Source organism: Brevundimonas sp. (assembly GCF_029945885.1).
Classification (GTDB): Bacteria; Pseudomonadota; Alphaproteobacteria; order Caulobacterales; family Caulobacteraceae; genus Brevundimonas.
On record NZ_JAQSDK010000028.1, the window covers coordinates 36,481 to 61,444 of the forward strand.

Genomic DNA, 24,964 nt, shown 5'->3' on the forward strand with positions numbered 1-24,964 from the left:
TCGACGCTCCATGAAGCCTCCGAAACGTACGCCGTTGAACCTGTCCGACCTTGAGCTGCCGACGCCTGACAGTCGCCCTGCGAGCGACGATGCGGCGGCACCGGAGTCAAAGGCCGACGGCGGTCCGGCCGTCGATTCCAACGCGCAACCGCAACGTCCGATGTCCGAGCGGCGGCGACGGCGACTGGCCGAGGAAAAGCGTCTGAACGCCGAACGCGCCGCCGAACCGGCCCCCGTCCTCGATGCCGAACCGGCCGCGACACCCGAATTCGCCGAATCCGCGGATGCACCGCCCGTCGCCTGGGATCCGCCCGCCATGCCGTCCCCGCCCCCGTCTTCGGCGGTGATGGCATCAGACCTGCCGGCCCCGGTCAGCCGCGCCGCCTATATGATCGCCGCGGCCGGGTCGGTCCTGTGGATCGGCGGCGTCGCCTCGATGCTGGCCTATGAGATCGGCTCCGGCGCGGTGGAGCTGGAACCGCTCAGACTGGCCATCTACGCCCTGATCGCCCTCGCCCCGACCGGCCTGGCCATCATGCTGGCCCACGCTGTGCGTCAGGGCTCGACCATCGCCGCCGAAACCCGCCGGGCCCGCGAACTGGCCCAGGCCCTGGTCGCCCCGACCGCCCTCGCCGCCCAGCAGGCCGGTGAGGTCCTTTCGACCCTGCGTCAGGACATCGACCAGGCCTCGCTGGCCATCGAACGCGCCCGCTCGGAGATGACCCTGCTGCGCGAGGCCCTGGCCGAAGAAACCACCCGGCTGAACGAGGCCGCCGAGACGGCCGGCCGCACCGCCCGCCGCCTGTCGGAACAGCTGGGCCGCGAGCGTGAGGGTATGCAAACCCTCGGCCTGCAGCTCGACACCCAGGCCGCCAGCGTTCTGGACGCGGTCGAACGCCAGTCGCGCATGGTCGTGGATGCCTCCGACCTGGCCCAGACCCAGCTGCGCGAGGCCGAGGCTGCCCTCGCCGCCCGGGCCGCCGATCTCGCCGCCGCCGCGGGCGAGGCCCAGGACGCGGCCCGCATCGCCGCCGACGACCTGGCCCGCCAGACCCTGCGACTGGAAAATGCCGGCACCGGCGTGTCCGAACAGATCCAGTCGGTTGAGGCCGGCCTCGGCCAGCAGCGTGCCGCCCTGGTCACCGCCGCCTATTCGCTGCGCACCGACCAGGAGGATTTCTCCGCCCAGGTCGAGAGCCAGCGCGCCCAGTTGATCGAACAGCTGTCGGCCGCCCGCGCCGCCGCCGCCGACCTCGGCCAGACCTCGGCCAGTTCGACCGACTCCCTCAAGGAACTGGTCGACGCGGCGACGGACCAGTTCCGCGCCCTCGTCGACATGTCCCAGCGCGAGGCCGATGGCTTCGACAATGCCACCAAGGTCGCCCTCGACCGCTTCGAGGCCATGGCCGCCGAGGCCCGGGACAACCTGGTCGAGGAAACCCGCCGCGCCCTGGCCGCGCTGCAGGCCACGGCCGAGGATTCCCGCCTCGCCGCCTCAGGGGCCGCTGACCAGGCCCAGGTGCGCGCCGACCGGCTGGGCGAGGCCCTGTTTGACGCGGCCCAGAAGGCCGACCAGGCCGCCGACGCCCGTATCGAGGGCGCGCGTCGTCTGGTCGGAGAGACCGCCGGTCTCGTCGACGAGGCCGGGGAACGGGCGCTGGAACGGCTCGAGGCCACGGTCGAGCGGATGAACATCACCTTCGCCCGGATGGAAGACGCCATCGGCGAACTGGACGAGCGGGCCAGCAACCTGCCCGACCAGGCCCAGAAGCGGATCGATGCCGTGCGGGCCTCTGTCGAAGAGGGACTGGCGGCCCTGACCGCCGCCTCGCGCAAGGCCGCCCAGGACACCGAGGCCCTCGACGCCGGCTTCCAGGAGCGGGTGCGTCGCAACTACGAAATGCTGACCGAGGCGGTGCGGCTGATGGGGGTCGTCTCCGGCGACACCCCCGCGCCCCGACGGCGCGAAACCACCGCCGCCGAGGATCAGACGTCGGGCGATCCGGCCGGCCCCCGTCCGGCACGCGCCGAAACCGGCCGGGGCTTCGGCCTGCGCGGCCGGCTGAAACTCGAGCCCGCCGGCAAATCCCCGCCGCCGACCCCGGTCGACGACCGGCTGGACTGGAGCGACCTCGAGAACAGCGACGCGGACGAACCGCCGCTGGATCTCGATACGCCCGTCATGCCCGAGGCCGCCGGCAACGATCAGACCGACGCCCAGCTCGATGTGCTGACCGAACGGATCATCGCCGCCATCCGCCGGATGGGCGTCGACCCCAACGCCCTGCTGCCCCGCTCCCGCGTCGAGGAATCCGCCCAGGCCATCACCGACCGGGACTCCGACCGGGCCCGCCAGATCGTCCGCCGGGTCGCTCCGGCCGCCGTGCGCAGCGTCTCGCGCCGGGTTCTCAGCGATTCCGATCTGCGCAATGACGCCGAACAGTTCGTCCACGGCTTCAGCCAGCGCCTGCGCGCCCGGACCGGCGACGGCGCGGGCGTCCTGGCCCTGCTGACCTCGGACGGGGGCCGGGCCTTCATGCTGCTGGACGCCGCGATCGGCGACCTCGGCTGATCGGCCGGACCGCACGCCGATGCCATGGATTGCCATTCGAAGCTTGACGCGGGCGGGGCGTTAAGGACACCGTTCTCCAGCCGTCATGTAAGTGTCACGCGCAAGCAGGATCCATGCTCGATATCCAGGCAGAAGCCGCGCCCGACCGCCGACCCGCGATCGTGATCTGCGCCTGGGATGCTGATGAATCCGGCTGGGACCCGGTCGAGGATCTGTCGGGCGTCGCCTGGAACCCCGTGGGGGCGCGAACCATTCCCGTCGCCGCCGATGATCCTGAAACCCTCGCCGCGACCCTGGAAGCCCATCTGCGCGAGCGCGGCTGCCGCGCCCTGCTGCTGGTCGGCCGCACCGGCCACGGCGACGCCTTCCAGATCCAGATGCGGGCCGAGAACCGCGTCCTGAACGGCACCGGCCGTCTTGATGACACCGGCCCCGGCCTGGCCCGGGCCACGGCCCCGGCCGCCGAAATCGTCCAGGCCCTGACCGATGCCGGCCTGGCCGCCGCCGCCTCCTCGGAGTCCGAGGCCGATGCCGGCAGCTATCTGCTGTACCGCATTCTCTCCAGCCTGCCCGACGGCACCGACAGCCCGGCCATCGGCCTGCTGCGCGCCCCGGAGACGGCCTCCGACGCCGCCGTCCAGCGCGGGGTCAAGGCCGCCGCCGCCGCCATGGCCAGCCACCTGTCACCCCTGCCCCGATCCTACGGCAACTAGGCCTGGGTCTGCCGGCCCACCGCTGACAACGACCGCCGCACCCACAGCGACGCCACCGCTCCGGTCAGGGCCATCCCCGTCATCGCCAGATAGCCGCCCGCCCCGAAGACGTCGTACAGCGGCCCCGCCAGCGCCGTCGCCAGCCCGATCAGCACCCCCGCCGACAGCACCGAACTCAGGGTCTGGGCCGCCGTCTGGCTGCCCGGCGGGCTCAGCCGCTCGACGATCTCGACCCCGGCCAGATAGGTGGCGGCGAAACTCAGCGCATGCAGGGCCTGCAGCGGCCACAGCAGCCACAACGGCGGGGCGAAGGCCATGGCGGTCCAGCGCACCATCGCTGCCCCGGAGCCGATCACCAGCATCAGCCACGGCCCGATGCCGCGCCGCCGCCGCCACGGCTCAATCCACCACATGAAGCCGATCTCGACCACGACCGAAAAGGCCCACAACAGGCCGGTCACGCTCTCGGCCAGCCCCTGCGCCTTCCACAGGATGGCCGAGAACCCGTAGTAGAAGGCATGGGCCGCCTGGACCGCGCCGATCGCGAACAGGGCGGTCATGAAGGCCGGATCGGCGACCAGCCGCCCCATGCCGCGGAACCGTTCGGCCCCGAGACTGGGGCCCGCCTCGTCGACCGGCTCGGGCGGCAGGACAAAGGCCGCGACCCCGGCGATCAGCAGGGCGGCCACCACGATCCAGACGATCACCAGGTCGACACTGGCCCGCACCAGCAGGGCCCCCATCACCACATTGGCGACGACGAAGGCGGCCGAGCCGAAGCCGCGCGGCACAGAAAAGGCGAAGCCGCCGTGCCGCGCCAGCCGCAGGCTCAGCACATCGGTCAAGGGGATGATCCCCGCCGCCGCCCCGGCCCCGACAAACCAGCAGGCCAGCCAGGCCCAGTAGCCCTCGACCAGTCCGGCCGCGCCATAACCCAGGGCCGCCGTCAGGCCCAGGATGGCGATCGGCGCACGCCGGGTCGCAAAGCCGTCGGCCCACACGGCGATCAACGGCCCGGTCAGGACCCGCGCCAGCATCGGCACCGCCAGCAGACTGCCGATCTGGGTCCCCGACAGCCCCTGGGCGCGGAACCACAGTCCGGCATAGGGCAGGCTCACTCCGGTGGCACCGAAGAGCAACACATATTGGAGCGCCATGCGGCGGGCGGGGGTCATGGGCGGACCGATAGCAGACTCGGCCCCTCCCATGGGCTAGGCTTTTCACCATGATCCAGTCCCGAAATCTGATGGTGTTCGCGGCGCTGAACGGCGCGATGGCCGTAATGACCGGAGCCTTCGCCGCCCACGGGGCCGGCCCGGCGGCCAAGGTCCTGCTGACCACCGGGGCCCACTACCAGCTGGCCCATGCGGTCCTGGCCCTGCTGTGCGCCGCCTGGCCGGTCCGCGACCGCCTTGTCCGCGCCGCCGGCTGGCTGGCCGCCTCCGGCGGTCTGGTGTTCGCGACGGCCCTGTCGCTGATCGCCCTCGCCGACCTGTCGCTGATGGGCGCGGTCGCCCCGGTCGGCGGCCTGCTGATGATCCTGGGATGGATTTTGCTGGCCATTGCCGGGTTCAAATCACAAAATACCATCGCCTGACCCGCCAAGCTGAAAGTTCCTGTCCCGTATGGCTTTTACCGTGTCTGAAACCACCCGCCGCGACCTCTATCCCGAGATCGAGCCCTTCGCCTCCGGCTGGATGGCCACGGACGGCCCGCATGAAATCTACTACGAGGAGAGCGGCAACCCCCAGGGCCTGCCGGTTCTGGTCCTGCACGGCGGGCCCGGCGGCTCGGTCAATCCGGGCATGCGCCGCTATTTCGATCCGGCCAAATACCGCATCGTCATGTTTGACCAGCGCGGCTGCGGCCAGAGCCGCCCCAATGCCTCGCTGGAGGACAACACCACCTGGACCCTGATCGCCGACATCGAACGGCTGCGCGAACGCTGCGACATCGACAAATGGGTCGTGTTCGGCGGCTCCTGGGGCTCGACCCTGTCGCTGGCCTACGCCATCACCCATCCGGAACGGGTCGCCAGCCTGGTGTTGCGCGGTATCTTCCTGCTGACCCGCAAGGAGCTGCACTGGTTCTACCAGGACGGGGCCTCGATGATCTTCCCCGACGCCTGGGAACGGTTCCTGGCCCCCATCCCCGAAAACGAACGCCATGACCTGATGGGGGCCTACTACAAGCGGCTGACCGGTGACGACCACGCCGAGCGCGACCGCTGCGCCGTCGCCTGGTCCAGTTGGGAGGGCGAGACCGTCAGCGTCCAGGGCCCGTCCAGCTGTCCCGACAAATTCGCGGACCCGGCCTTCGCCGTCGCCTTTGCCCGTATCGAATGCTGGTATTTCGTCAATGGCGGCTTCTTCCCGGAAGAGAACTGGCTGATCAGGAACATCGGCCGCATCCGCCACATCCCGACCTGGATCGCCCAGGGCCGGTTCGACGTGGTCACCCCGATCTCCGGAGCCTGGGCCCTGCACCGGGCCTGGCCGGACGCCAAACTCGACATCGTGCCCGACGCCGGCCACGCCTCGACCGAGCCGGGGATCATCGACAGCCTGATCCGGGCGACCGACTGGGCGGCGACGCTCCCGTCCTAGGCTTCAGTCCTTCGGATTGGTCTTCTCGACCAGTTCGCCCAGCTGGAAGCCGATCCGCCGGGCGGGCCGTTCCTCGGGCTTTTTCACGGCGTTCAGCAGCACGTTGATCTGGGTATAGTGCTGCACCAGACGCACCGTCTTGCCCTCGGCGTTCTTGCCCAGGAACAGGATCAGGTCCGGCCCCCAGAAGCCCAGGTCCTCGATCTGCATGGTGCCGTCGCCGGGCAGGCCGACCAGACGCGCCCCGACCTCCTCATCCTTGTCGATCCCCTTCTCGAAATCCTCGATCAGTTTCGACAGGCGGACGAAGGCCCATTCGGCCGGGTTCTCGCGCATCTTCACGCCCCGGGCCATGTCCGCCGCCGCCTCGGGAGCCAGGGCGCTGACCGGCTGCGGACAGGGGGCGAACATGGCCGGGTCGGCCTTGGGTATGGGACTGCTCATACGTCCAGCCTACCGCCTGGCCCGCGCCGCCGGAAGCCGGATCAGATCAGGCCGTGGCCCTTGGGCAGTTCGGCATAGCGGTGCACCCGCGTGGCCATGACCAGGCCGAAGCCGATCATCACCGTGGCCATCACCGTGCCGCCATAGCTGAGCAGCGGCATCGGCACCCCGACGACCGGGGCCAGACCCATGACCATGGCCCCGTTGATCAGCACATACAGGGCGAAGGTCGCCGTCATCCCCGCCGCGCCCAGCCGGCCGAAATGGCTGTGCGACAGCGACGATATCCGCAGGGCGATGACGATGATGGCGACATAGCAGGCCAGCACGGTGAACGAGCCGACGAAGCCGAACTCCTCGGACACGGCCGCGAAGATGAAGTCGGTGTGTTTCTCCGGCAGGAATTCCAGCTGGCTCTGGCTGCCCAGGCCGTAGCCCTTGCCCAGCAGGCCGCCCGAGCCCAGGGCGATCTTGGACTGGATGATGTGATAGCCGTTACCCGACGGGTCGCCCTCGGGATTCAGGAAGGTCAGGACCCGGTTGCGCTGGTAGTCGTGCATCACGAACAGTACGAACGGCACGGCCGCGGCCACGGCGGCCGAACCGGCGGCGACGATGATCTTCCAGCTCAACCCGGCCATGAACATGATCGCCGCCCCGGTCAGGCCGATCAGCATGGCGCTGCCCAGGTCCGGCTGGTGCGCCACCAGCAGGAAGGGGGCGGCGATCATCCCTATCGGGAAGATCAGCTTCCACGAGAATTTGGCGTCCTGGGCCGAGGCCCCGTGGTACCAGCGCGCCAGGGCCAGCACGAGGCCGATCTTCATGATCTCGGACGGCTGGATCCGGGTGATGCCGATATCCAGCCAGCGCGTCGCCCCCATGGCCGTATAGCCGAACAGTTCGACCCCCACGAGCATCAGCAGGGCGACTCCGTAGATCGGATAGGCGGCGCGGAACCACCATTTCAGGTGGACCAGCGACAGCAGCAGCATCACGGCCAGCATCACGCCGAAACGGATCAGGTGTTTGGCCGCCCACGGATCCCAGGATCCCTTGGCCACCGAGAACAGCATCCCGGCGCCGATCGAGGTCACGACCGTCAGCAGGCCGACGAAACGCCAGTCGATCTGGGTCAGCTTGACCGACAGACGGTCGCGTTCGCCGGGACGGGTCAGGGCGGAGGAGGTCATCGCGGCTCCGACAGATAGGGACGGGGGCCGGAGGTGGCCGTGCGCGCCGGGGCCGACGGGCTGGGCGTCAGCACCTCGGCCGCGGCCGCTCCGGTGACTTCGCCACCGGGCAGGGCCCCGGCCTCACCCTCGTCGGCCTCAGCGGTGGCGGCTTCGGGCGGCGCGGGACGCTCGATACGGGCCCGCATGTCCGGATCCTTCAGCAGCACGGTCTTCATGATCTCGCGCGCCCGCGGCGCAGCATCGGCGGCCCCGCCGGCGGGCGCATGCTGGATGATCAGGGCAATGGCATAGCGCGGCGCGTCGTGGGGGGCGAAGGCTACGAACAGGGCGTGGTCGCGCCGGGTCCAGACGGCGTCGCGCGGCCCGCGCGAGCCCGAGCCGTAGTCGCGCGACTGGGCCGTGCCGGTCTTGCCCGCCATCTGGATGTCGCCCAGCCCCAGCTGCGACGCGCGATAGGCGGTGCCGGTCACATCATTGGCCACCGCCGCCATGCCGCCGCGGACGATGTCCAGATGCTCCTGGCTGAACGGCAGGTTGGGCACCTCGGCCCCGGACCGGCGGTCCTCGTCGCCGACCGACCGGACCAGGCGCGGCTGGATCGCCTTGCGGCCGTTGGCCAGGCGCGCGGTCATCACCGCCAGCTGCAGGGCACTGACCGACAGCGCCCCCTGGCCGATCGCCACCGACAGGGTTTCGCCCGGATACCAGGTGCCGGCGTCGGGATGGGTGGCCCCGGTGCGGCGCGCGTAGTCCGCCTTCCACTTCTGCGACGGCACCGTGCCGCTGGACTGGCCGGCGATGCCGATCTCATAGGTGTTGCCGAAGCCCAGATCCCCGGCCACCCGGGCGATACGGTCGATGCCGGCCCGGTTGCACATGTGGTAGAAATAGGTGTCGCACGAGTTCTTGATGGCGTTGTGCATGTCCATCGCGCCATGCCCGCCCCGCTTCCAGCAGCGGAAGGTGCGGTTGCCGTAGCGATAGCCGCCGGTGCAGACGACCCGCTCCGTCGGATTGACCCCGGCATCCAGCAGGGCCAGGGCCGTCGTCATCTTGAAGGTCGAGCCGGGCGGGAAGGTGCCGTAGATGGCCTTGTCCAGCAGCGGCTTGCGCTCATAGTCCCGCAGGGCATTGTAGATATTGCCCGGCACGCCGCTGACAAACAGGTTGGCGTCAAACGACGGGGCCGAGACCATGCACAGGATGTCGCCGTTGCGGACGTCCATCACCACGCAGCCGCCGGCCTCTTCGCCGAACACCTCCAGCGCCCGGTTCTGCACATCGGCGTCGAGGGTCAGGACCACGTCCTTGCCCGGCGTCGCCGCCAGCGAGCCGCCGACGTCCTCGCCGACGACGCGGCCGCGCGCATCGACCTCGACCCGGGTTCCCCCGGCCTCGCCGCGCAGATCCTCGTCCAGCGACTTCTCGACGCCGGACCGGCCGATGCGGAAACCGGGATTGTACAGCAGCGCCGGCGGGTCCTCGCCCTTGTCGCGAATGGCCTGGATGTCCCGGTCCGAGACCTTGGCCACATAGCCGATCACATGGGCGAACGAGCCACCGAACGGATAGTAGCGGGCCTCGTTCATGTCGGCCATCACGCCGGGCAGTTCGTTGGCGTACAGATTGACCCGGGCGAACTCCTCCCAGCTCAGGTCGCTCTTGACCGGAACCGGCGAGAAGCGCGGGGCCGCGTTGACGTCGCGGATGATCGCCCGACGCCGCTCCAGCGTGTCCGGCAGCAGCCGGCCCAGCAGGTCCAGCGTATCGTCCAGGTCCTTGGTCTCGTCGCGCACCACCAGCACCCGGAAGCTGGGCCGGTTGCCGGCGATGACCACGCCGTTGCGATCCAGGATCCGACCGCGCGGTGGCGGCACCAGGCGGAAGTTAAACTGGTTGTTGGTCGCCAGGGTCGCATACTGCTGCGCCTGGATGACCTGCAGCTGGGCCAGACGCGCGGTCAGGGCCACCACGCCCAGGGTGGTCAGCCCGCCCAGCACGAAGGTCCGCCGCAGGAAGGACCCCTGGCGCTCGTTGACGTCCGAGAAGAAGATGGAGGGTTCGTGGCTCATCGGAACCGCACATCCCCGTCGTCGAACCGCTCGATCATGATGTGGGCCAGCGGGAACACCAGAAGGGTGGGCACGATCTGGGCGATCGTCGCCAGCACGCTGGGCGCGGTCGGCGAGCCAATGGTGACGATGATATAGGCCAGGATGAAGGCCATCAGGGTGCAGGCCGTATACCAGACGAACAGGACGCTGGTCTCCTGACCCAGCAGGAAGCTGCGCGACAACAGCACCACGCCATAGACCGCCGACAGCGCCAGCCCCCACATCCCGAGCGGACCGGCCCAGAAAATATCCAGCAGCAGGCCGAGGCCCAGCAGGACCGCGGGGGCCAGGACCGACGGGCGGATCAGGGGCCAGGAAAAGGCCAGCACCATCGGCAGGATCGGCTCGGGCAGGGTCAGGCCGAACAATTTCACCGGCGTGGCCAGGACAATCGTGGCCGCAATCGCGATCAGGGCCGGATACACGATCCATTGCAGGGGGCCGACGACCCGGACCGCCATCGAACGCCTCACCCGTCAGCTCCTGGCTGGGGGGGCGTGGCGGCTGCCGGTGGCGTCGTCGCGGGCGGTGTCGCCGGCTGATAGGGGCGCGGTCCCGATGGCCGCGGGCGGGCCGGAGCAGGTGCCGGTGTCGTCGTTGCCGCTGCGGTCGTAGTCGGTCGCGCGGCCGGTGGCGGAGCCGGGGTCGGCGTCGGAGCGGGTCGCGCTGCGGTCGCGCCGCCATTGCGGGTGGTCGCCTCGGCCGAAACCGCCGCGCGGCGGGCGGCGGCATCGGTGATGGCCGCGGCCTGGGCCGCCGTCGGGGACGGGGCCGAGATCAGGCCGGCCAGCGGCGCGGCATTCAGATCATCCGATTCCAGCAGCTGGCCGAAATCCTGGAACAGCATGACCCGGACATAGTCGATCGCGCCGCGGTCACTGAACAGCTTGACCCGCCAGGAGCCGTCGATCCCCTTGGCGGCCACACCGATCGGCAGGCCGCGCGGAAAGCCGCCGCCGTCGCCGGAGGTCAGCACCCGGTCCCCGACCTCGATCGCACCGAAGCCGCGGACGAATTCCAGTCGGGGGTTGCCGCTGCCGTCGCCCTTCAGAATGGCGCGGGCGTCGCTGCGGGCGATCAGCACCGGCGTCTGGCTGGCCACATCGGTCAGGTGCAGCATCCGGCTGACATGGGTCGAGGTACCGATGATCCGGCCGACCAGCCCGTGTTCGTTGATGACCGGATTGCCGACCGTGACGCCCTTGGCGCTGCCGACGTCCAGCAGGCGCGCCCGGTTGAACGGGCCGCGCGATTCCGAGATCGACCGGGCCGTGGCCATCGGCACCGGGGGCTCGGTCCGAACGCCCAGCATCACCTCATAGCGGGCATTGACGTTCTTCAGCGCGATGACCTGATCGCGCTGCTGCTGGAATTCCGACAGCTGCTGCTTGAGCTTGCGATTTTCGGAAACGGCGAAGAAATAGCCGCCGACATAGTCGCTCGCGGCCCCGGCCCAGCGCACCGGGGCGGCAAACACCCCACCGACCGGCCCGGCCACGGCATCGGTGGTCGCGCGCGCCGCGCCATAGCCGGCCTGGTCGCCGCTGGCCCTCTGGTCGTTCAGCAGCAGCAGGACCGAGGCCACGACGGCGGCCACGACAACAACTGCCGCGGTCCAGACCAGCGGCACCTTGAGATTTTCGAACGGTCCGTCGCGAAACGCCACGGCGCGCCTTCCAGCAAAGAGCAAGAATCAGCGGGACATTCCCGCTGATCCACACAGGCTATCGCAAAATACGGGCCGGTTGGGAACCGGCGCGACGTCCACGATGACAGGGATTTGAGACGGCCCGGGGACCGCCCGGATCAGAGCGCCGAGTCGAGGACGCCCTTCATCCAGCGCGGATGCTCCAGCACCCGGCCACAACCGATGGCCACGCAGGACAGGGGATCGTCGGCCACCGACACCGGCAGGCCGGTGTGGTCACGGATTTCGGCATCCAGGCCGCGCAGCAGCGCGCCACCACCGGTGAGCATGATGCCCTTGTCGGCGATGTCGGCGGCCAGTTCCGGCGGGGTGGCTTCCAGCGCGACCTTCACGGCCTCGATGATCTGGGTGACCGGCTCGGCCAGGGCCTCGGCGGCCTGGCGCTCGGAGATGCGCACCTCGCGCGGCACGCCCTGCATCAGGTCGCGGCCCTTGACCTCGATCGACAGGCCTTCGCCGTCGGCCGGGATGCGGGCGGTGCCGATGTCCTTCTTGATGCGCTCGGCGGTGGTCTCGCCGATCAGCAGATTATGGTTGCGGCGCATGTACGAGATGATCGCCTCGTCCATCTTGTCGCCGCCCACGCGCACGGAGCGCGAATAGACGATACCCGACAGCGACAGCACGGCCACCTCGGTGGTGCCGCCGCCGATGTCGACGACCATCGAACCGGTCGGCTCGTGGATCGGCAGGCCGGCCCCGATGGCCGCGGCCATCGGCTCGTCGATCAGGCCGACGCGGCGGGCCGAGGCGTTCAGGCAGGAATCATTGATCGCGCGACGTTCGACGGCGGTGGCCCCCGACGGCACGCAGACGATGACCTTGGGGTTCACGAAACCCTTGCGGTTGTGAACCTTGCGAATGAAATGCTTGATCATTTCCTCGGCGACCTCGAAGTCGGCGATGACCCCGTCGCGCATCGGACGGATGGCTTCCATATGGCCCGGGGTGCGGCCCAGCATCTGTTTGGCCTCGATGCCGACGGCATGAACGATCTTGCGACCACCGACATTCCTGAGCGCCACAACGGACGGCTCATTCAGCACAATCCCCTTGCCCTTCATATAGATAAGGGTGTTTGCGGTGCCGAGGTCGATGGCGATGTCGTTCGACATCATGCCGAAAAATGGAGAGAACATGGGCGCGGGATACCGTCTGGTTCAGGCCTGAAGGGCGATCGTCGTGTCAGTCCGCTTCAGCGACGCCCCGTCGCACGCATCCCCATACGCACCACGTTTCTGACCGTCTTCGCCGAGCCGACTAGGGGCTCGTTTGCCCGCATGACGGGGGGATTACAAGCCCCGATGACAATCCTCCGCAGGCCGGACGATGACGAAACCGGCATCGCCCCGCTTCAGACGGCGTCCAGCCCCTCGGCTTCCAGCACACGCTGGACGGCTGCCCGTCCCTGGACCCGGTCGAGATGAGCGTTCAGCCCGGGAAACCGCCCCGGATCCAGCAGGTCAGCCCCGCGGGCCCAGCGTTCGAACACCATCAGATAGCCGTCAGCCAGCGTATAGGTATCGCCCATCACCCACGGCCCTTCCAGCAGGCCGTCCTCGACCAGTTGCAGCTTCACCAGCACGGCCTCGACCGCCTCGGTCCGGGCCTCCCCCTCCAGCGGCGGGCGGCTGAACAGCAACCTGCCCATGGCCGGATGCAGCGACGATCCCAGCCAGCCGTTGAAGGCGTTGAAACGCGCCATCCGGAACGGATCGCCGACCGGGGCCAGGTTCTGCTGCGGGCGGGTCTGGGCGATGAAGCCCAGGATGGCGGCGTTCTGGGTGATCACCCCGCGCTCGGTCTCCAGGGCCGGGGTCACCCCCGCCGGATTGATGGCCAGATAGGCCGGGGTCTTCTGCTCGCCCTTCTTCAGGTCGATCCTGACCGCGTCATAGGGGGCACCGGATTCCTCAAGGGCGATGTGCGAGGCCATGGCGCAGGCCCCGGGTGAGAAATACAGTTTCAGCATGTCGGGCTCCGGTCGGGTTCGATGGGACAACGCACATAGGCGGCCCTGTTATCCGTAACAAGTGCAGTGCCTATTTGGCGGTCCGGTCCTCGCGGCGCTTCACCAGTTCGCGCACGCCCAGCATGATCGCCAGCCAGACCACGGCCACCGCGGCCAGGATCGCCGAGGTCCAGACCCCGTCGCCCCGCGTCGCCGCCACCACCGCCCCGCCGAAAAAGGCCACCAGCGCCGTCTTGGGCAGCACGCCCAGCGCACACCCGGCCAGGAAGGCCCAGAACGAGGCCCGGGTCACCCCGAACGCCATATTGACGACGATGAACGGGGCCGAGGGCACATTGCGGATCATGAAGCTGGCATAGAAGGCGTTCTTGCCGACGAACCGCGACAGCCGGTCCAGCGTTTTGCCGCCGAACCGCTCCAGCAGTCCCCCGCCGGTGATCCGCCCCAGCCAGAAGGTCGCCGCCGCCGACACCACGGTCGCGAACCAGCTGTAGGCAAAGCCCAGTGACGGCCCGAAGGCGACGACACAGGCCGCGATCAGGATGAACTGCGGCACGCCGATAAAGGCCGCGAGAATGAACAACGCCACCGTCGCCAGCAGCGCCAGCGGACTGCCGGCATAGCCCTGCAGCCAGGCCTCCAGCCGGACCTCGGCGTCCAGACCCAGCTGGCTCTTGCCGACCATCAACAAGGCCACGGTGGCCCCCAGCAACAGGCTGGTCGCCAGCAGGGCCCGCCAGCGGCGGCCCTCCATATTCAGCAGAAAATCGACCAGCCGGCGCATGATTTCAGCACCTAGCATTCCCGCCGGGGGGATCGCCAGACTGTTGCGTTTGATCAGGGCCAGGGGGTCAAGCCCAGAAGGCCGCCAGACCCGCACAGGGGTCTGGCGGTACCGCCTAGCTGTCGCCTACCGTCGAGGATGGGGCCTCAGCTTCGGCTTCCGGTACCGCTGCGGGCAGCGGTAGGGACAGTTGAGCAGGTAGCAGCGCTTCTTTCGCCGCCGTTGGGCACGCGTAGTCATTGCCGGAGTCTCCCGGTTTGCAGTTTGCAACTCGGGCCGGATTCGCCTACATTCGCTTTGCTAGAAGACGAGGTTGCAGGGTCATCTGGCCCGAGTCAGTTTCGGGGGAGGCCCGCCGCAAGGCGGGCTTTTCTGTTTGGGGTTACACGGCCTCGCCCCCCTCGTGCCATTGAATCCATTTGCTGTCGGGGCTCCGAGGCGCCATGCGGCCGCCCGGGAAAATGAGCCCGTCGTCTCTGCGGATCAGCTGGCCTCGCTTGGTCAGCCGCGCAATGACGTTGTAAGCTCCTGAGGTGTGAGGGGTCAGGGTCGCGTTGAATTCGGCATCGTTGCGGAGGACGGCGATAATGTCTTTGCCGACGATACCGTGCTCCCGGTTCGCCCAGACGATATCCATCACCGCCTCGCCCATCGGTGAATGCGAAGAGGGCATCGGGGCCGGAAGGTCCACGATCAGCCCGCCGGCCACCTTCCGCCGATAGCGTTCGAACGCTTCGGCGGTGAACAAGCGACCGTTGTGCCTGATCAACTCCTGCCGATTCACCAAGCGGCTCAGCGCGTTGTAGTAGCCCTTGTCACTGATGGCGAAGCGTTCGGAGATCTTCGGGTGCTTACCGATCATCCCCCGCAAGTCGGCATAGCTGAGGCCATCGTATGAGGCACCCACCCACTGCCGGACTAAATCGACCCACTTCGCGTCGGTCTTCACCTCGACAGGATGACTCCCGACTTCAGGAATCATTAACTGCGTGCCGGAGTGACTGGACTCCTCGCGCTCAGCCGGTCTGATCATCTCGACAGGGGGCTCACTGCCCATGATGTCTAGCAGCCGCTTCGCCGCTTCAAGCTTTTCCAGCACCTGACCACGGCGAGCATCCATCGCCCGCAGCTCCGCCTCCCAGCGCGAGACGACGCTGCGAAGGACTTGGTGCTCAGAAGCAGCGGCGAAGGAGGAAGACTCGGTCATGACACCCCCCAATTGCACACCCCGAGTGGAAAGGGAAGAGCAATGACCGGTCGACTAGAACGCAGAGTGAACACAGAGGGGTTCGGCGTGAGTGAACCGGTGGATAAACGGCAATTACTGCGCCGCACGAAACGGCGCAGGTCCAATACGTACATAGGTCCCGTTTGATCGCGCCTTCGCAACTGCGTAAGGACATGGGCAGCATCGGGAGATTCCATGTCCAGCCTGCAATCCGCCGCCCTGTCCCGGGTCAAGCCCTCGGCCACCCTCGCCGTCACCGCCCGGGCCCGTGAGCTCAAGCGCGAAGGCCGCGATGTGATCGGCCTCGGGGCCGGCGAGCCGGACTTCGACACCCCCGACAATATCAAGGCCGCCGCCATCGCCGCCATCCAGCGCGGCGAGACCAAATATACCGACGTCGACGGCCTGCCCGAGCTGAAGGCGGCCATCGTCGCCAAATTCGCCCGTGAAAATGCCCTGGCCTACACCCCGGCCCAGATCCACGTGGCCCCGGGCGGCAAGGCCGTGCTGTTCAACGCCCTGATGGCCACCCTGTCGGCCGGGGACGAGGTCATCGTCCCCGCTCCCTACTGGGTCAGCTATCCCGACATGGTCCTGCTGGCCGGCGGCGAGCCGGTCGAGGTGGTCGGGCTCGAGGCCGACGGCTTCAAGCTGCAGCCCGCGGTGCTGGAAGCGGCCATCACGCCCCGGACCAAATGGCTGATCCTCAACTCCCCCTCCAACCCGACCGGGGCCGCCTATACCCGGGCCGAGCTGGAAGCCCTGGCCGTTGTCCTGCGTCGTCACCCCCAGGTCTGGGTCATGACCGACGACATGTATGAGCACCTGATCTACGGCGATTTCGAATACACGACCTTCGCCCAGGTCGCGCCCGACCTCTACGACCGCACCCTGACCGTCAACGGCGTGTCCAAGGCCTATGCGATGACCGGCTGGCGCATTGGATACGCGGGTGGTCCCAGGCCGCTGATCGACCTGATGCGCAAGGTCGCCGGCCAGACCACCTCCAACCCCTCATCGATCAGCCAGTGGGCCGCCGTCGAGGCCCTGAACGGGCCGCAGGCCTTCATCGCCGAACGCGGCCGGGCCTTTGAGAAGCGCCGCGACCTGGTCGTCTCGATGCTGAACCAGGCCACCGGCATCCGCTGCCCGGTGCCCGAGGGGGCCTTCTATGTCTATCCCTCGATCGACGGGCTGATCGGCAAGACCACAGAGGGCGGCGTGGTCATCGACAGCGACGAGACCTTCACCACCGAACTGCTGAACGGCGAGGGCGTGGCCGTGGTCCAGGGTTCGGCCTTCGGCCTGTCGCCCTATTTCCGCATCAGCTACGCCACCAGCGAGGCGGTGCTGGAGGAAGGCTGCCGCCGCATCCAGCGGTTCTGCGCCAGCCTGCGCTAGACCGGCCGCGGCCTATCGGGACTCAGGCCGCGCGGCTGACCGCGAAATCGGCCAGCTGCTCCAGCGCCGCGCGCCAGTCGCTGTCCGGCAGCACGTCGAGTGCGGCCCGGGCCAGATCGGCATAGTCCCCGGCCAGGTCCAGCGTCGCCCCGATCGCACCCGAGCCGATCACCAGCGCCCGCGCCCGCACGAAATCCGCCTCGTTGCGGTCGCCACTGTTGATGGTCCGGTCCCAGAAGGCGTCCTCGGTCCCCTTGGTCCGCGCCGCCGCCAGCAGCAGCGGCAGGGTCACCTTGCCCTCGCGGAAATCGTCGCCGGCGTTCTTGCCCAGGGCCTCGGACGTGCCGCCATAGTCCAGCGCGTCATCGGCCAGCTGGAAGGCCAGGCCGAGGTTCAGTCCATAGGCCCGCAGCGCCGCGATCTCGGCCTCCCCGGCCCCGCAGCCCACGGCCCCCGCCTCGGCGGCGGCGGCGAACAGTTCGGCGGTCTTGGCCGAGATGATCTGCAGATAGGTGTCATGGTCCAGGTTCAGGTCGTGGGCCCGCGTCAGCTGCAGCACCTCGCCCTCGGAAATCACGCTGGACGCCTTGGCCAATATGCCCAGCGCCCGCATCTGGCCGGTCTCGACCATCAGTTCGAAGGCCCGGGCGAACAGAAAGTCCCCGACCAGCACGCTGGACGGCGCGCCCCAGATCAGATGCGCCGCCACCTTGCCGCGCCGCATGTCCGAGGCGTCGACGACATCGTCGTGCAACAGGGTCGCCGTGTGAATGAACTCGACCGCCGCCGCCAGCTTGCGCGGGGCGTCGATGTCGCCGGTCGCCCCGGCCGCGCGCGCCGCCGCCACGGTCAGCATCGGCCGCAGCCGCTTGCCCCCGGCCGCCACCAGATGGTCGGCCAGCAGCGGAATCACCGGCACCTGGCTCTGCATCCGCGCGATGATCAGCGCGTCGACCGCCGCCATGTCAGCGGCTGCCAGTCGAACCAGGGGCTCGACGTCGCCCTTCGAGCGGGGAGCGGCGGCGGAAACAGCGTCCAAGGGAGAACTCTTCACATCAGGCGGAGACGGGGCGGGCGGACACGGGGAGAATCGCGCCTGAAATCCAGCCGCAGCCTTGCCCCGCAGCGATGCGGCGCACAATGATGATCACGCATTAAAGGGTCAAGCCGCGTGACCGTCGCACCGACAGACACCGCCAGCACCGAGACCGTCGAGAACGCCCTGCTGGGCGGTCGCGTCCGGCTGCGCCAGCCCGCGCGCGGCTATCGCGCCGGCATGGACGCCGCCCTGCTGGCCGCCGCCGTCCCCGCCCGGCCGGGCCAGACCGTGTTCGAGGCCGGCTGCGGGGCCGGGGCCGTCCTGACCCAGATCGCCGCCCGCTGTCCGGGCACCCGCCTGACCGGGCTGGAGCGCGACCCCGCCGCCGCCGCCCTGGCCCGCGACAACGCCGCCCTGAACGGCATCGCCGACCGCGCCACCGTCCTGACCGGCGACGTCGCCGCCGGCTTCCGCGCCCTGGACACCGCCCCGGCCGACTGGGCCGTCTCCAACCCGCCCTTCTTCGACGACCCCACCGCCCTGCGCGCCCCGGCTCCCGGCAAGGCGGGCGCGTGGATGGCCGACGACGGCCTCGCCGCCTGGACCCGGTTCCTGCTCAAGGCCGTGCGCGAGAACGGCCGTATCGTGATGATCCACCGCGCCGACCGCCTGGCCGACATCCTCGCCCTGCTGGGCCCCGGGGCCGGCACCTTCGCCATCCGCCCGGTCCAGCCCTTCGCCGACGAACCCGCCAAACGCATCCTCGTCCTGGCCGTCAAGACCGGCAAGGCCCCGCTGCGCCTGCTGCCCGCCCTGATCCTGCACGACCGCACCGGGGCCAAACACACGCCGGAAGCCGAGGCCATCCTGCGGGGCGAGGCGGCGCTGGGCTGGTGACTCCCCGCCAAACGCCCCCCACCCGTCATCCTCGGGCCTGTCCCGAGGACCCATTTCACCACCGCACCAGCGGCTGACGTCTCGCGCCCTCAAGCGGCATTCCCTGATCCAAAGGTCGAAACCGCTGAACCCTGGGTCCTCGGGACAGGCCCGAGGATGACGGATTTAAAGGGGGGAGCCACACACCTTGTCATCCCGGACGCCGCAGGGCGGCGATCCGGGACGGCGTGCCCTGACCTTCCCGACACCCCTAACGATCAAAGCGTTCACCAAACCGGTGCTTGGTAAAATCCAGGCCGCATTCGGGACAGTGTTTACGGGTCCACATCGAATTGTATTCCCGCGGCAACCAGGACCCGGCCTTGCGATAACCGACCATCGTAGAGAGTCCACAGCGTGGACACTTCAAGAAGTAGGATAGAAGTGCATAAGAACAAAATACGCCGAACCCAATCCATCCATTCAGGTAAGCAGCCGCCGCAACAAACAATGCGAAGGCGACAAACATGCCGGGCCAACGGTATAGGTTCGAAACAATATATATCATTGATCGCACTCTTTCGCTCAGAACGCCCCGGCATGATCGGGCGGCTTTCTGCAGCCTATACCGCCCTCGCCCCGGTGCCACACCCTTCCCCAAAACCCGCGCATCTCCCCTCCCCCTTCCCCAACCGATTCAACCCCTTCGTCTCCACGCCCCGCTAAAAACCCGCCCCGGTCCAGCCCTGTGCCAGACTCCCTCCCATCCCCGCCGATGGGGAGGGCGTCGGATCCAGCGCCCGCACGGCGGCGGGGCTGTGGTCGAGCGATGAAGCCCGGGGGCGGATTCCTCCGGGGGTCCCTTGGACGGCGCGGGATGCCGTTCACTGCTCGCCGCGGGCCCGAGGGCGGAGCGATCCCGGCACGACCGGCACCTCCGTCCCGACCCCCGCGCCCGGCAACGGGCGCGGGACGGTCCGGCAAGGTCCGAACAGGGCCGCCAGCCGGAGGGCGCGTGGAAAACGGCTGCGCGGGGCGTCATCCTCGTCGAAACGGTTTTTATCCTTTGCTCCGGGCGAGGCCCGGCAGCCCCGCACCCTCCCCGCCCCTGTGTCGCTTGCGCCGCAGGTCACCGCCGCACGTCCGGCGTCCAACCCAACAGGAGATCACCATACGCCCGCGTCCGCCCGGCCCCCGTCGCCGCGACCGCCTGTTCGCCCGCGCCCTGCAACAGGTCCGGCTGGAGATGTTGATGCGGGGCGAGGCCCAGCCCGTCGGCCCGCGCGAAACCCTGTTCGTCGCCGCCCTCCGCGCCGGTGACCGGCCCGACCCCGAGGAGTACATCCTGTCCGCCACCCTGTTGCTGGCCGAGGCGGTGGCCTTGCAGGCCGCGCGCGGGCACGACCCTGACCGGCCCGATGCGGACCAGCCCGCCCCCTGAGCTTTGCCCCGGACGCCTTGCTCCGCCGCCCCGGTCGCGCTTCAGTGCCGCGTCGGTCACCGGGGTCCCCACCATGCGTCTTGTTCTGTTGCTTCTGGCCCTGCTGGCTGCCGCCCCCGCCCAGGCTCAAGCCCCGGCGCAAGCCCAGCCCCGCCCCCCCGCCCAGACGGTCGTCCTGCTGCGCCCGGACCGGGTCTTCGACGGGGTCGAGGCCCGCCCGCACGAGGGCTGGTCGGTGCTGGTGCGCGGCAACCGCATCGTGGCGGCCGGTCCCGATCTGGTCGCGCCGGACGGGGCGACGGTCCTCGACCTGCCCGGCCTGACCCTGATGCCGGGCCTGATCGAGGGCCATGCCCACCTGTTCCTGCACCCCTATGACGAGACCAGCTGGGACGATCAGGTCCTGCACGAACCCCTGGCCCTGCGCACCGCCCGGGCCACGGTCTCGGCCCGGGCCACCTTGATGGCCGGCTTCACCACGGTGCGCGACCTCGGCACCGAGGGGGCCGGCTATGCCGACGCCGGGCTGAAACAGGCCATCGACCAGGGCATCGTCCCCGGCCCGCGTCTGCTGATCGCCAGCCGGGCCATCGTCGCCACCGGGGCCTATGGTCCGCGCGGATTCGAGCCCGGCCTCACCACCCCCCTGGGGGCCGAACCGGCCGACGGCCCCGACATCGCCCGCGTCGTGCGCAGCCAGATCGCGGCCGGGGCCGATCTGGTCAAACTCTATGCCGACTATCGCTGGGGCCCGGGCGAGCCCAGCCGCCCGACCTTCTCCCAGGCCGAACTGACCACCGCCGTCGAGACCGCCCATTCGGCCGGGCGCACCGTCGCCGTCCACGCCGGTACGGTCGAGGGCATGCGCCGCGCCATCCTGGCCGGGGCCGACACGATCGAACACGGCGACGCCGGCACGCCCGAGATCTTCCGCCTGATGCACGACCATGGCGTGGCCCTGTGTCCGACCCTCACCGCGACCGACGCCATCACCCGCTATCGCGGCTGGGACGGCCAGGAATTCGCGCCCGAAAACGTCCTCGCCAAGCGCCGCGCCTTCGCCGCCGCCCGCGCCGCCGGGGTGACGATGTGCATGGGCGGCGACGTCGGCGTCTACAGCCACGGCACCAATGCCCGCGAGATGGTGCTGATGGCGGCCGAGGGCATGCCGGCCTCCGAGGTCCTGATCGCCGCCACCTCGGGCAATGCCCGCATCTTCCATGTCGACGACCGGCTGGGCGCGGTCCGGCCCGGCCTGCTGGCCGATCTGGTGGCGGTGGCGGGTGACCCGACCCGGGACATCACCGCCGTTCTGGCCGTGCGGCTGGTGATGAAGGACGGCGTGATCGTGCGCGACGACACGGCCGCCACGCGCTAGAGGAACGCCCATGTCCCTGCGCCCCCTCTTCGTCACCCAGGTCTATGAAGCCAGCCTCGCGGCCGAGCCGGACTTCGACACCTTCAACGCCGACCTGGCCGAGGCCTGCCGCAGCCTGGCCGAGGAGGACGGGGCCGGCCGCGCCTGGTGCCGCGAACACGCCTATCGCGGCTACACCTCCTACGGCTCGCTCAACGACCTGCCGCAGCGCATGCCCGAGTTCGCCGACCTGAAACGGCTGCTGGACCGCCACGCCCTGGCCTATGCCCGGGCGCTGAATTTCGACCTGGCGCGCAAGCCGAAGCTCGACAATCTCTGGGTCAATATCCTCAAGCCCGGCGGCGGCCATTCCGGCCACATCCATCCGCACGCCTATCTGTCCGGTACCGTCTATGTCGAGGTCCCCGACCGCGCCTCGGCCCTGAAGCTGGAGGACCCGCGTCTGGCCATGATGATGGCCCGCCCCGCCGTCACCGCCGACGCCCCCCTGGCCGAGAAGCCCTTCGTCTATCTGTCCCCCGCCGCCGGCACGATCCTGATGTGGGAAAGCTGGCTGCGCCACGAGGTGCCGCCCAATGCCGCGAAATCGGAGCGCATCTCGATCAGCTTCAACTACGCCTGAGAGGTCCCCCCCGGCGGATCGGCCATCAAACCGCCCTTCCCGGCCCCTATGATTTGCCCAAACCCGGCGTGGCGGCTACATCCCCCGCCTACCTCCCCCCACCGATCAGACGACAGGGCGCACCGCACCTCATGGCGCAGCAATATATTTTCCAGATGCAGGGTCTCACCAAGACCTTCCCCGGCGGCAAGAAGATCTTCGAAAACATCTGGCTGAGCTTCTATGCCGACGCCAAGATCGGCGTCGTCGGCGTCAACGGTTCGGGTAAATCGACCCTGCTGAAGATCATGGCCGGGCTGGACAAGGAATTCACCGGCGAGGCCAAGGCCGCCGACGGCATCAAGCGCGGCTACCTCGAGCAGGAGCCCCACCTCGACGACACCAAGAACGTCTGGGACAACGCCATCGCCTGGTGCGAGGAGAAACAGCTGGTCGACCGCTTCAACGCCGTCGCCATGGAGCTGGGTGAAAACTACACCGACGAGCTGATGGAGGAGATGACCGCCCTCCAGGAGAAGATCGACGCCGGCGACCTGTGGGACATCGACAGCCGCGTCGAGATGGCCATGGACGCCCTGCGCTGCCCGCCCAATGACTGGTCGGTCGAGAACCTGTCCGGCGGTGAGAAGCGCCGCATCGCCTTGGCCCGCCTGCTGCTGTCCAAGCCCGACATGCTGCTGCTCGACGAACCGACCAACCACCTCGACGCCGAGTCCGTGGCCTGGCTGCAGCACCACCTCGAGGCCTTCCCGGGCTGCGTCATCCTGGTGACCCACGACCGTTACTTCCTCGACCTCGTCACCAAATGGACGCTGGAACTCGATCGCGGCAAGGGCATCCCCTATGAGGGCAACTACTCCAGCTGGCTGGAGCAGAAGACCAAGCGCGTCGTGCAGGAGCAGTCGGAATCCGAAGCCCGCCAGCGCGCCCTGACCCGCGAACTGGAATGGGTCCGCTCGGGGGCCAAGGCCCGTCAGGCCAAGTCCAAGGCCCGTCTGGCCGCCTATGAGCGCATGGTCTCCGAACAGGAAGGCCAGCGCGGGGCCCAGACCCACGCCGTGATCCAGATCCCGCCCGGTCCGCGTCTGGGCAATGTGGTGCTGGAGGTCGAGGGGCTGAAGAAGTCGTACGGCGACAAGCTGCTGTTCGACAACCTGACCTTCAAACTGCCGCCCAACGGCATCGTCGGCGTGATCGGCCCCAACGGGGCCGGCAAGTCGACCATGTTCCGTCTGATCACCGGCCAGGAGACGCCGGACGGCGGCACCATCAAGGTCGGCGAGACGGTCAAACTGGCCTATGTCGACCAGTCGCGCGACAGCCTCGATCCCAACAAGACCATCTGGGAAGAGATCTCGGGCGGCACCGATGTGATGATGGTCGGCAAGCGCGAGATCAACACCCGCGCCTATGTCGGCAGCTTCAACTTCAAGGGCGGCGACCAGCAGAAGAAGGTCGGCCAGCTGTCGGGGGGTGAACGGAATCGCGTGCACCTGGCCAAGACCCTGGCCACCGGCGGCAATCTGATCCTGCTCGATGAACCGACCAACGACCTCGACATCGAGACCCTGCAGAACCTCGAGGAGGCCCTGGAGGAGTTCGCCGGCTGCGCCGTGGTCATCTCCCACGACCGCTGGTTCCTCGACCGTCTGGCCACCCACATCCTCGCCTTCGAGGGCGACAGCCACGTCGAATGGTTCGAGGGCAATTTCGAAGCCTACGAAGAAGACAAGAAGCGCCGCCTCGGCACCGACGCCCTGATCCCCCACCGGATCAAATTCCAGAAGTTCGCACGCTAGACGGCCTGGACCGGCTGATTGTCCCGCACGGGACGGTCAGCCGGAGCCGCCTCTGCCGGCGTTCGAATTCTGATTTGCTAGCAGGCCCCGGGGCTGGTGTAGGATCACCCCATGACCCACCGCCCCGCCATCCTGATCATGCAGCGGCACCTCGCCCCGCTGACCGCCTTCCTCGAGGCGACCTATACGGTTTACCGGTTTTGGGAAGGCCCCCCGGTCGAGGCCCGCGACGATATCCGCGCCATGATCGTGGCCGGCGAATATCCGATCGACAAACAGCTGATCGAGCGCCTGCCCAATCTGGAACTGCTGGCCTGTTTCACCTCGGGCTATGACGGCATCGACGTGGCCTGGTGCCGCGCCCGCGGTCTCCCGGTCACCCATGCTCCCGGCGTCAATCACGAGGACGTCGCCGACCACGCCCTGGGCCTGATCCTCGCGGCGCGCCGCCAGATCGTCGCCGGCGACCGCCAGATGCGGGCCGGCGGCTGGACCGCCGATGTCCGCACCATCACCCCCTCCCTGCACGGCCAGCGCGTCGGTATCGTGGGTCTGGGCCGGATCGGCACCGCCCTCGCCCGCCGGGTCGAGGCGATGAGGATGCGCGTCCAGTGGTGGAGTCCGCGCGACCGGCCGGCCGACTGGCCCCGCGCTGCCTCTCTTTTGGACCTGGCCCGCGACAGCGACATCCTGGTCGTGGCCTGCCGGGCCGACGACGACAATATCGGCCTGATTTCCCGCGAGGTCATCGACGCCCTCGGCCCCGACGGTCTGCTGGTCAATGTCGCCCGCGGCCAGCTGGTCGACGAGGCCGCCCTGATCGCGGCCCTGAAGGATGGCCGCCTCGGCCAGGCCGCCCTCGACGTCTTCGAGGACGAACCGACCGACGCCGCCCGTTGGGCCGATGTCCCCAATACCGTCCTGACCCCCCATACCGCCGGGGCCACCACGGAGGCGGTCCAGGGTATGCTGATGCTGCTGATGCAGAACCTGCACGCCGCCTTCGCCGGCGAGCCGCTGGTGTCGCCGGTCACGGACCCGTCCCCAGCTTCCTGAGCGGACAAGGGAATT

Annotated in this window: 22 protein-coding genes; 11 read left to right on the plus strand and 11 right to left on the minus strand. The window is 68.9% G+C overall.

The window, feature by feature from the left end; genetic code table 11:
* Positions 1-10: 10 nt before the first annotated feature.
* Together PSV00_RS10870 and PSV00_RS10875 are read left to right on the plus strand one after the other, a co-directional pair.
* A complete protein-coding gene (locus tag PSV00_RS10870) occupies positions 11-2,572 on the plus strand; it encodes a tipN (RefSeq protein WP_300447007.1) in 2,562 nt (853 codons plus the stop codon).
* Positions 2,573-2,685: 113 nt separating this feature from the next.
* On the plus strand, positions 2,686-3,285 hold the full coding sequence (locus PSV00_RS10875) for a hypothetical protein (RefSeq protein WP_300447009.1): 600 nt from the start codon (positions 2,686-2,688) through the stop codon (positions 3,283-3,285).
* Here the strand turns inward: PSV00_RS10875 and PSV00_RS10880 are convergent.
* Positions 3,282-4,460: an MFS transporter gene (locus PSV00_RS10880; RefSeq protein ID WP_300447012.1), complete on the minus strand. Its 1,179-nt coding sequence runs from the start codon at positions 4,458-4,460 to the stop codon at positions 3,282-3,284. The genes PSV00_RS10875 and PSV00_RS10880 overlap by 4 nt on opposite strands.
* Before the next feature lie 50 nt (positions 4,461-4,510).
* On the opposite strand from PSV00_RS10880, the gene PSV00_RS10885 reads away from it, so the two are divergent.
* Together PSV00_RS10885 and pip are read left to right on the plus strand one after the other, a co-directional pair.
* Positions 4,511-4,882, plus strand: a complete 372-nt coding sequence (locus PSV00_RS10885) for a DUF423 domain-containing protein (protein ID WP_300447015.1) — start codon at positions 4,511-4,513, stop codon at positions 4,880-4,882.
* A gap of 28 nt (positions 4,883-4,910) precedes the next feature.
* Entirely contained in the window at positions 4,911-5,891 is a 981-nt protein-coding gene (gene pip, locus PSV00_RS10890) for a prolyl aminopeptidase (RefSeq protein WP_300447018.1), read from the plus strand.
* Positions 5,892-5,894: 3 nt separating this feature from the next.
* Here pip and PSV00_RS10895 read toward each other — a convergent pair whose 3' ends face one another.
* From PSV00_RS10895 to PSV00_RS10935, 9 genes are all read right to left on the minus strand, one after another.
* The gene (locus PSV00_RS10895; protein ID WP_300447021.1) at positions 5,895-6,335 is read right to left on the minus strand and encodes a DUF6173 family protein; all 441 of its coding nucleotides are present in this window, start codon (positions 6,333-6,335) and stop codon (positions 5,895-5,897) included.
* Positions 6,336-6,376: 41 nt separating this feature from the next.
* Positions 6,377-7,528 carry a rod shape-determining protein RodA gene (rodA, locus tag PSV00_RS10900; RefSeq protein WP_300447024.1) on the minus strand — a complete coding sequence of 384 codons (1,152 nt, stop codon included), beginning with the start codon at positions 7,526-7,528 and terminating at the stop codon, positions 6,377-6,379.
* Positions 7,525-9,603, minus strand: coding sequence for a penicillin-binding protein 2 (gene mrdA, locus PSV00_RS10905; protein ID WP_300447026.1), 2,079 nt, complete (start codon positions 9,601-9,603; stop codon positions 7,525-7,527). Before mrdA ends, rodA begins: the two co-directional genes overlap by 4 nt.
* Entirely contained in the window at positions 9,600-10,118 is a 519-nt protein-coding gene (locus tag PSV00_RS10910) for a hypothetical protein (RefSeq protein ID WP_300447028.1), read from the minus strand. Before PSV00_RS10910 ends, mrdA begins: the two co-directional genes overlap by 4 nt.
* Positions 10,115-11,311 (minus strand): rod shape-determining protein MreC, encoded by a 1,197-nt coding sequence (gene mreC, locus PSV00_RS10915; protein WP_300447033.1) that lies wholly within the window; start codon positions 11,309-11,311, stop codon positions 10,115-10,117. Before mreC ends, PSV00_RS10910 begins: the two co-directional genes overlap by 4 nt.
* Before the next feature lie 140 nt (positions 11,312-11,451).
* Complete coding sequence (locus PSV00_RS10920) at positions 11,452-12,492, minus strand: rod shape-determining protein (protein WP_300447036.1); 1,041 nt, start codon at positions 12,490-12,492, stop codon at positions 11,452-11,454.
* A 215-nt stretch (positions 12,493-12,707) separates the two neighbouring features.
* On the minus strand, positions 12,708-13,325 hold the full coding sequence (locus PSV00_RS10925) for a glutathione S-transferase C-terminal domain-containing protein (protein WP_300447039.1): 618 nt from the start codon (positions 13,323-13,325) through the stop codon (positions 12,708-12,710).
* 70 nt (positions 13,326-13,395) lie between these two features.
* Complete coding sequence (locus PSV00_RS10930; protein WP_300447042.1) at positions 13,396-14,109, minus strand: VTT domain-containing protein; 714 nt, start codon at positions 14,107-14,109, stop codon at positions 13,396-13,398.
* Between the two features lie 382 nt (positions 14,110-14,491).
* Positions 14,492-15,316 carry a hypothetical protein gene (locus PSV00_RS10935; RefSeq protein ID WP_300447044.1) on the minus strand — a complete coding sequence of 275 codons (825 nt, stop codon included), beginning with the start codon at positions 15,314-15,316 and terminating at the stop codon, positions 14,492-14,494.
* A 216-nt stretch (positions 15,317-15,532) separates the two neighbouring features.
* On the opposite strand from PSV00_RS10935, the gene PSV00_RS10940 reads away from it, so the two are divergent.
* Positions 15,533-16,738, plus strand: coding sequence for a pyridoxal phosphate-dependent aminotransferase (locus tag PSV00_RS10940; RefSeq protein WP_300447047.1), 1,206 nt, complete (start codon positions 15,533-15,535; stop codon positions 16,736-16,738).
* Between the two features lie 22 nt (positions 16,739-16,760).
* On the opposite strand, the gene PSV00_RS10945 is transcribed toward PSV00_RS10940, so the two are convergent.
* The gene (locus tag PSV00_RS10945) at positions 16,761-17,777 is read right to left on the minus strand and encodes a polyprenyl synthetase family protein (protein ID WP_300447050.1); all 1,017 of its coding nucleotides are present in this window, start codon (positions 17,775-17,777) and stop codon (positions 16,761-16,763) included.
* A 132-nt stretch (positions 17,778-17,909) separates the two neighbouring features.
* Here PSV00_RS10945 and PSV00_RS10950 point away from each other — a divergent pair, with 132 nt between their 5' ends.
* From PSV00_RS10950 to PSV00_RS10975, 6 genes are all read left to right on the plus strand, one after another.
* Complete coding sequence (locus tag PSV00_RS10950) at positions 17,910-18,674, plus strand: methyltransferase (RefSeq protein WP_300447053.1); 765 nt, start codon at positions 17,910-17,912, stop codon at positions 18,672-18,674.
* Between the two features lie 1,096 nt (positions 18,675-19,770).
* Positions 19,771-20,094 carry a hypothetical protein gene (locus tag PSV00_RS10955; RefSeq protein ID WP_300447055.1) on the plus strand — a complete coding sequence of 108 codons (324 nt, stop codon included), beginning with the start codon at positions 19,771-19,773 and terminating at the stop codon, positions 20,092-20,094.
* A 73-nt stretch (positions 20,095-20,167) separates the two neighbouring features.
* Positions 20,168-21,472, plus strand: coding sequence for an amidohydrolase family protein (locus PSV00_RS10960; protein ID WP_300447057.1), 1,305 nt, complete (start codon positions 20,168-20,170; stop codon positions 21,470-21,472).
* Between the two features lie 10 nt (positions 21,473-21,482).
* Positions 21,483-22,094 (plus strand): TIGR02466 family protein, encoded by a 612-nt coding sequence (locus tag PSV00_RS10965; RefSeq protein WP_300447060.1) that lies wholly within the window; start codon positions 21,483-21,485, stop codon positions 22,092-22,094.
* 131 nt (positions 22,095-22,225) lie between these two features.
* Entirely contained in the window at positions 22,226-23,893 is a 1,668-nt protein-coding gene (ettA, locus tag PSV00_RS10970) for an energy-dependent translational throttle protein EttA (protein ID WP_300447063.1), read from the plus strand.
* 111 nt (positions 23,894-24,004) lie between these two features.
* Positions 24,005-24,949, plus strand: a complete 945-nt coding sequence (locus PSV00_RS10975) for a 2-hydroxyacid dehydrogenase (protein ID WP_300447066.1) — start codon at positions 24,005-24,007, stop codon at positions 24,947-24,949.
* Positions 24,950-24,964 lie beyond the last annotated feature (15 nt).

What these genes read in the sequence shown, in the direction of transcription:
- PSV00_RS10930 (WP_300447042.1), bottom strand. Translation starts at nt 14,109, where the DNA reads ATGCGCCGGCTGGTCGATTTTCTGCTGAATATGGAGGGCCGCCGCTGG.
- PSV00_RS10885 (WP_300447015.1), top strand. Translation starts at nt 4,511, where the DNA reads ATGATCCAGTCCCGAAATCTGATGGTGTTCGCGGCGCTGAACGGCGCG.
- PSV00_RS10925 (WP_300447039.1), bottom strand. Translation starts at nt 13,325, where the DNA reads ATGCTGAAACTGTATTTCTCACCCGGGGCCTGCGCCATGGCCTCGCAC.
- PSV00_RS10940 (WP_300447047.1), top strand. Translation starts at nt 15,533, where the DNA reads ATGTCCAGCCTGCAATCCGCCGCCCTGTCCCGGGTCAAGCCCTCGGCC.
- mrdA (WP_300447026.1), bottom strand. Translation starts at nt 9,603, where the DNA reads ATGAGCCACGAACCCTCCATCTTCTTCTCGGACGTCAACGAGCGCCAG.
- PSV00_RS10920 (WP_300447036.1), bottom strand. Translation starts at nt 12,492, where the DNA reads ATGTTCTCTCCATTTTTCGGCATGATGTCGAACGACATCGCCATCGAC.
- PSV00_RS10960 (WP_300447057.1), top strand. Translation starts at nt 20,168, where the DNA reads ATGCGTCTTGTTCTGTTGCTTCTGGCCCTGCTGGCTGCCGCCCCCGCC.
- PSV00_RS10965 (WP_300447060.1), top strand. Translation starts at nt 21,483, where the DNA reads ATGTCCCTGCGCCCCCTCTTCGTCACCCAGGTCTATGAAGCCAGCCTC.
- PSV00_RS10975 (WP_300447066.1), top strand. Translation starts at nt 24,005, where the DNA reads ATGACCCACCGCCCCGCCATCCTGATCATGCAGCGGCACCTCGCCCCG.
- PSV00_RS10895 (WP_300447021.1), bottom strand. Translation starts at nt 6,335, where the DNA reads ATGAGCAGTCCCATACCCAAGGCCGACCCGGCCATGTTCGCCCCCTGT.
- PSV00_RS10935 (WP_300447044.1), bottom strand. Translation starts at nt 15,316, where the DNA reads ATGACCGAGTCTTCCTCCTTCGCCGCTGCTTCTGAGCACCAAGTCCTT.
- PSV00_RS10880 (WP_300447012.1), bottom strand. Translation starts at nt 4,460, where the DNA reads ATGACCCCCGCCCGCCGCATGGCGCTCCAATATGTGTTGCTCTTCGGT.
- pip (WP_300447018.1), top strand. Translation starts at nt 4,911, where the DNA reads ATGGCTTTTACCGTGTCTGAAACCACCCGCCGCGACCTCTATCCCGAG.
- rodA (WP_300447024.1), bottom strand. Translation starts at nt 7,528, where the DNA reads ATGACCTCCTCCGCCCTGACCCGTCCCGGCGAACGCGACCGTCTGTCG.
- PSV00_RS10870 (WP_300447007.1), top strand. Translation starts at nt 11, where the DNA reads ATGAAGCCTCCGAAACGTACGCCGTTGAACCTGTCCGACCTTGAGCTG.
- PSV00_RS10875 (WP_300447009.1), top strand. Translation starts at nt 2,686, where the DNA reads ATGCTCGATATCCAGGCAGAAGCCGCGCCCGACCGCCGACCCGCGATC.
- ettA (WP_300447063.1), top strand. Translation starts at nt 22,226, where the DNA reads ATGGCGCAGCAATATATTTTCCAGATGCAGGGTCTCACCAAGACCTTC.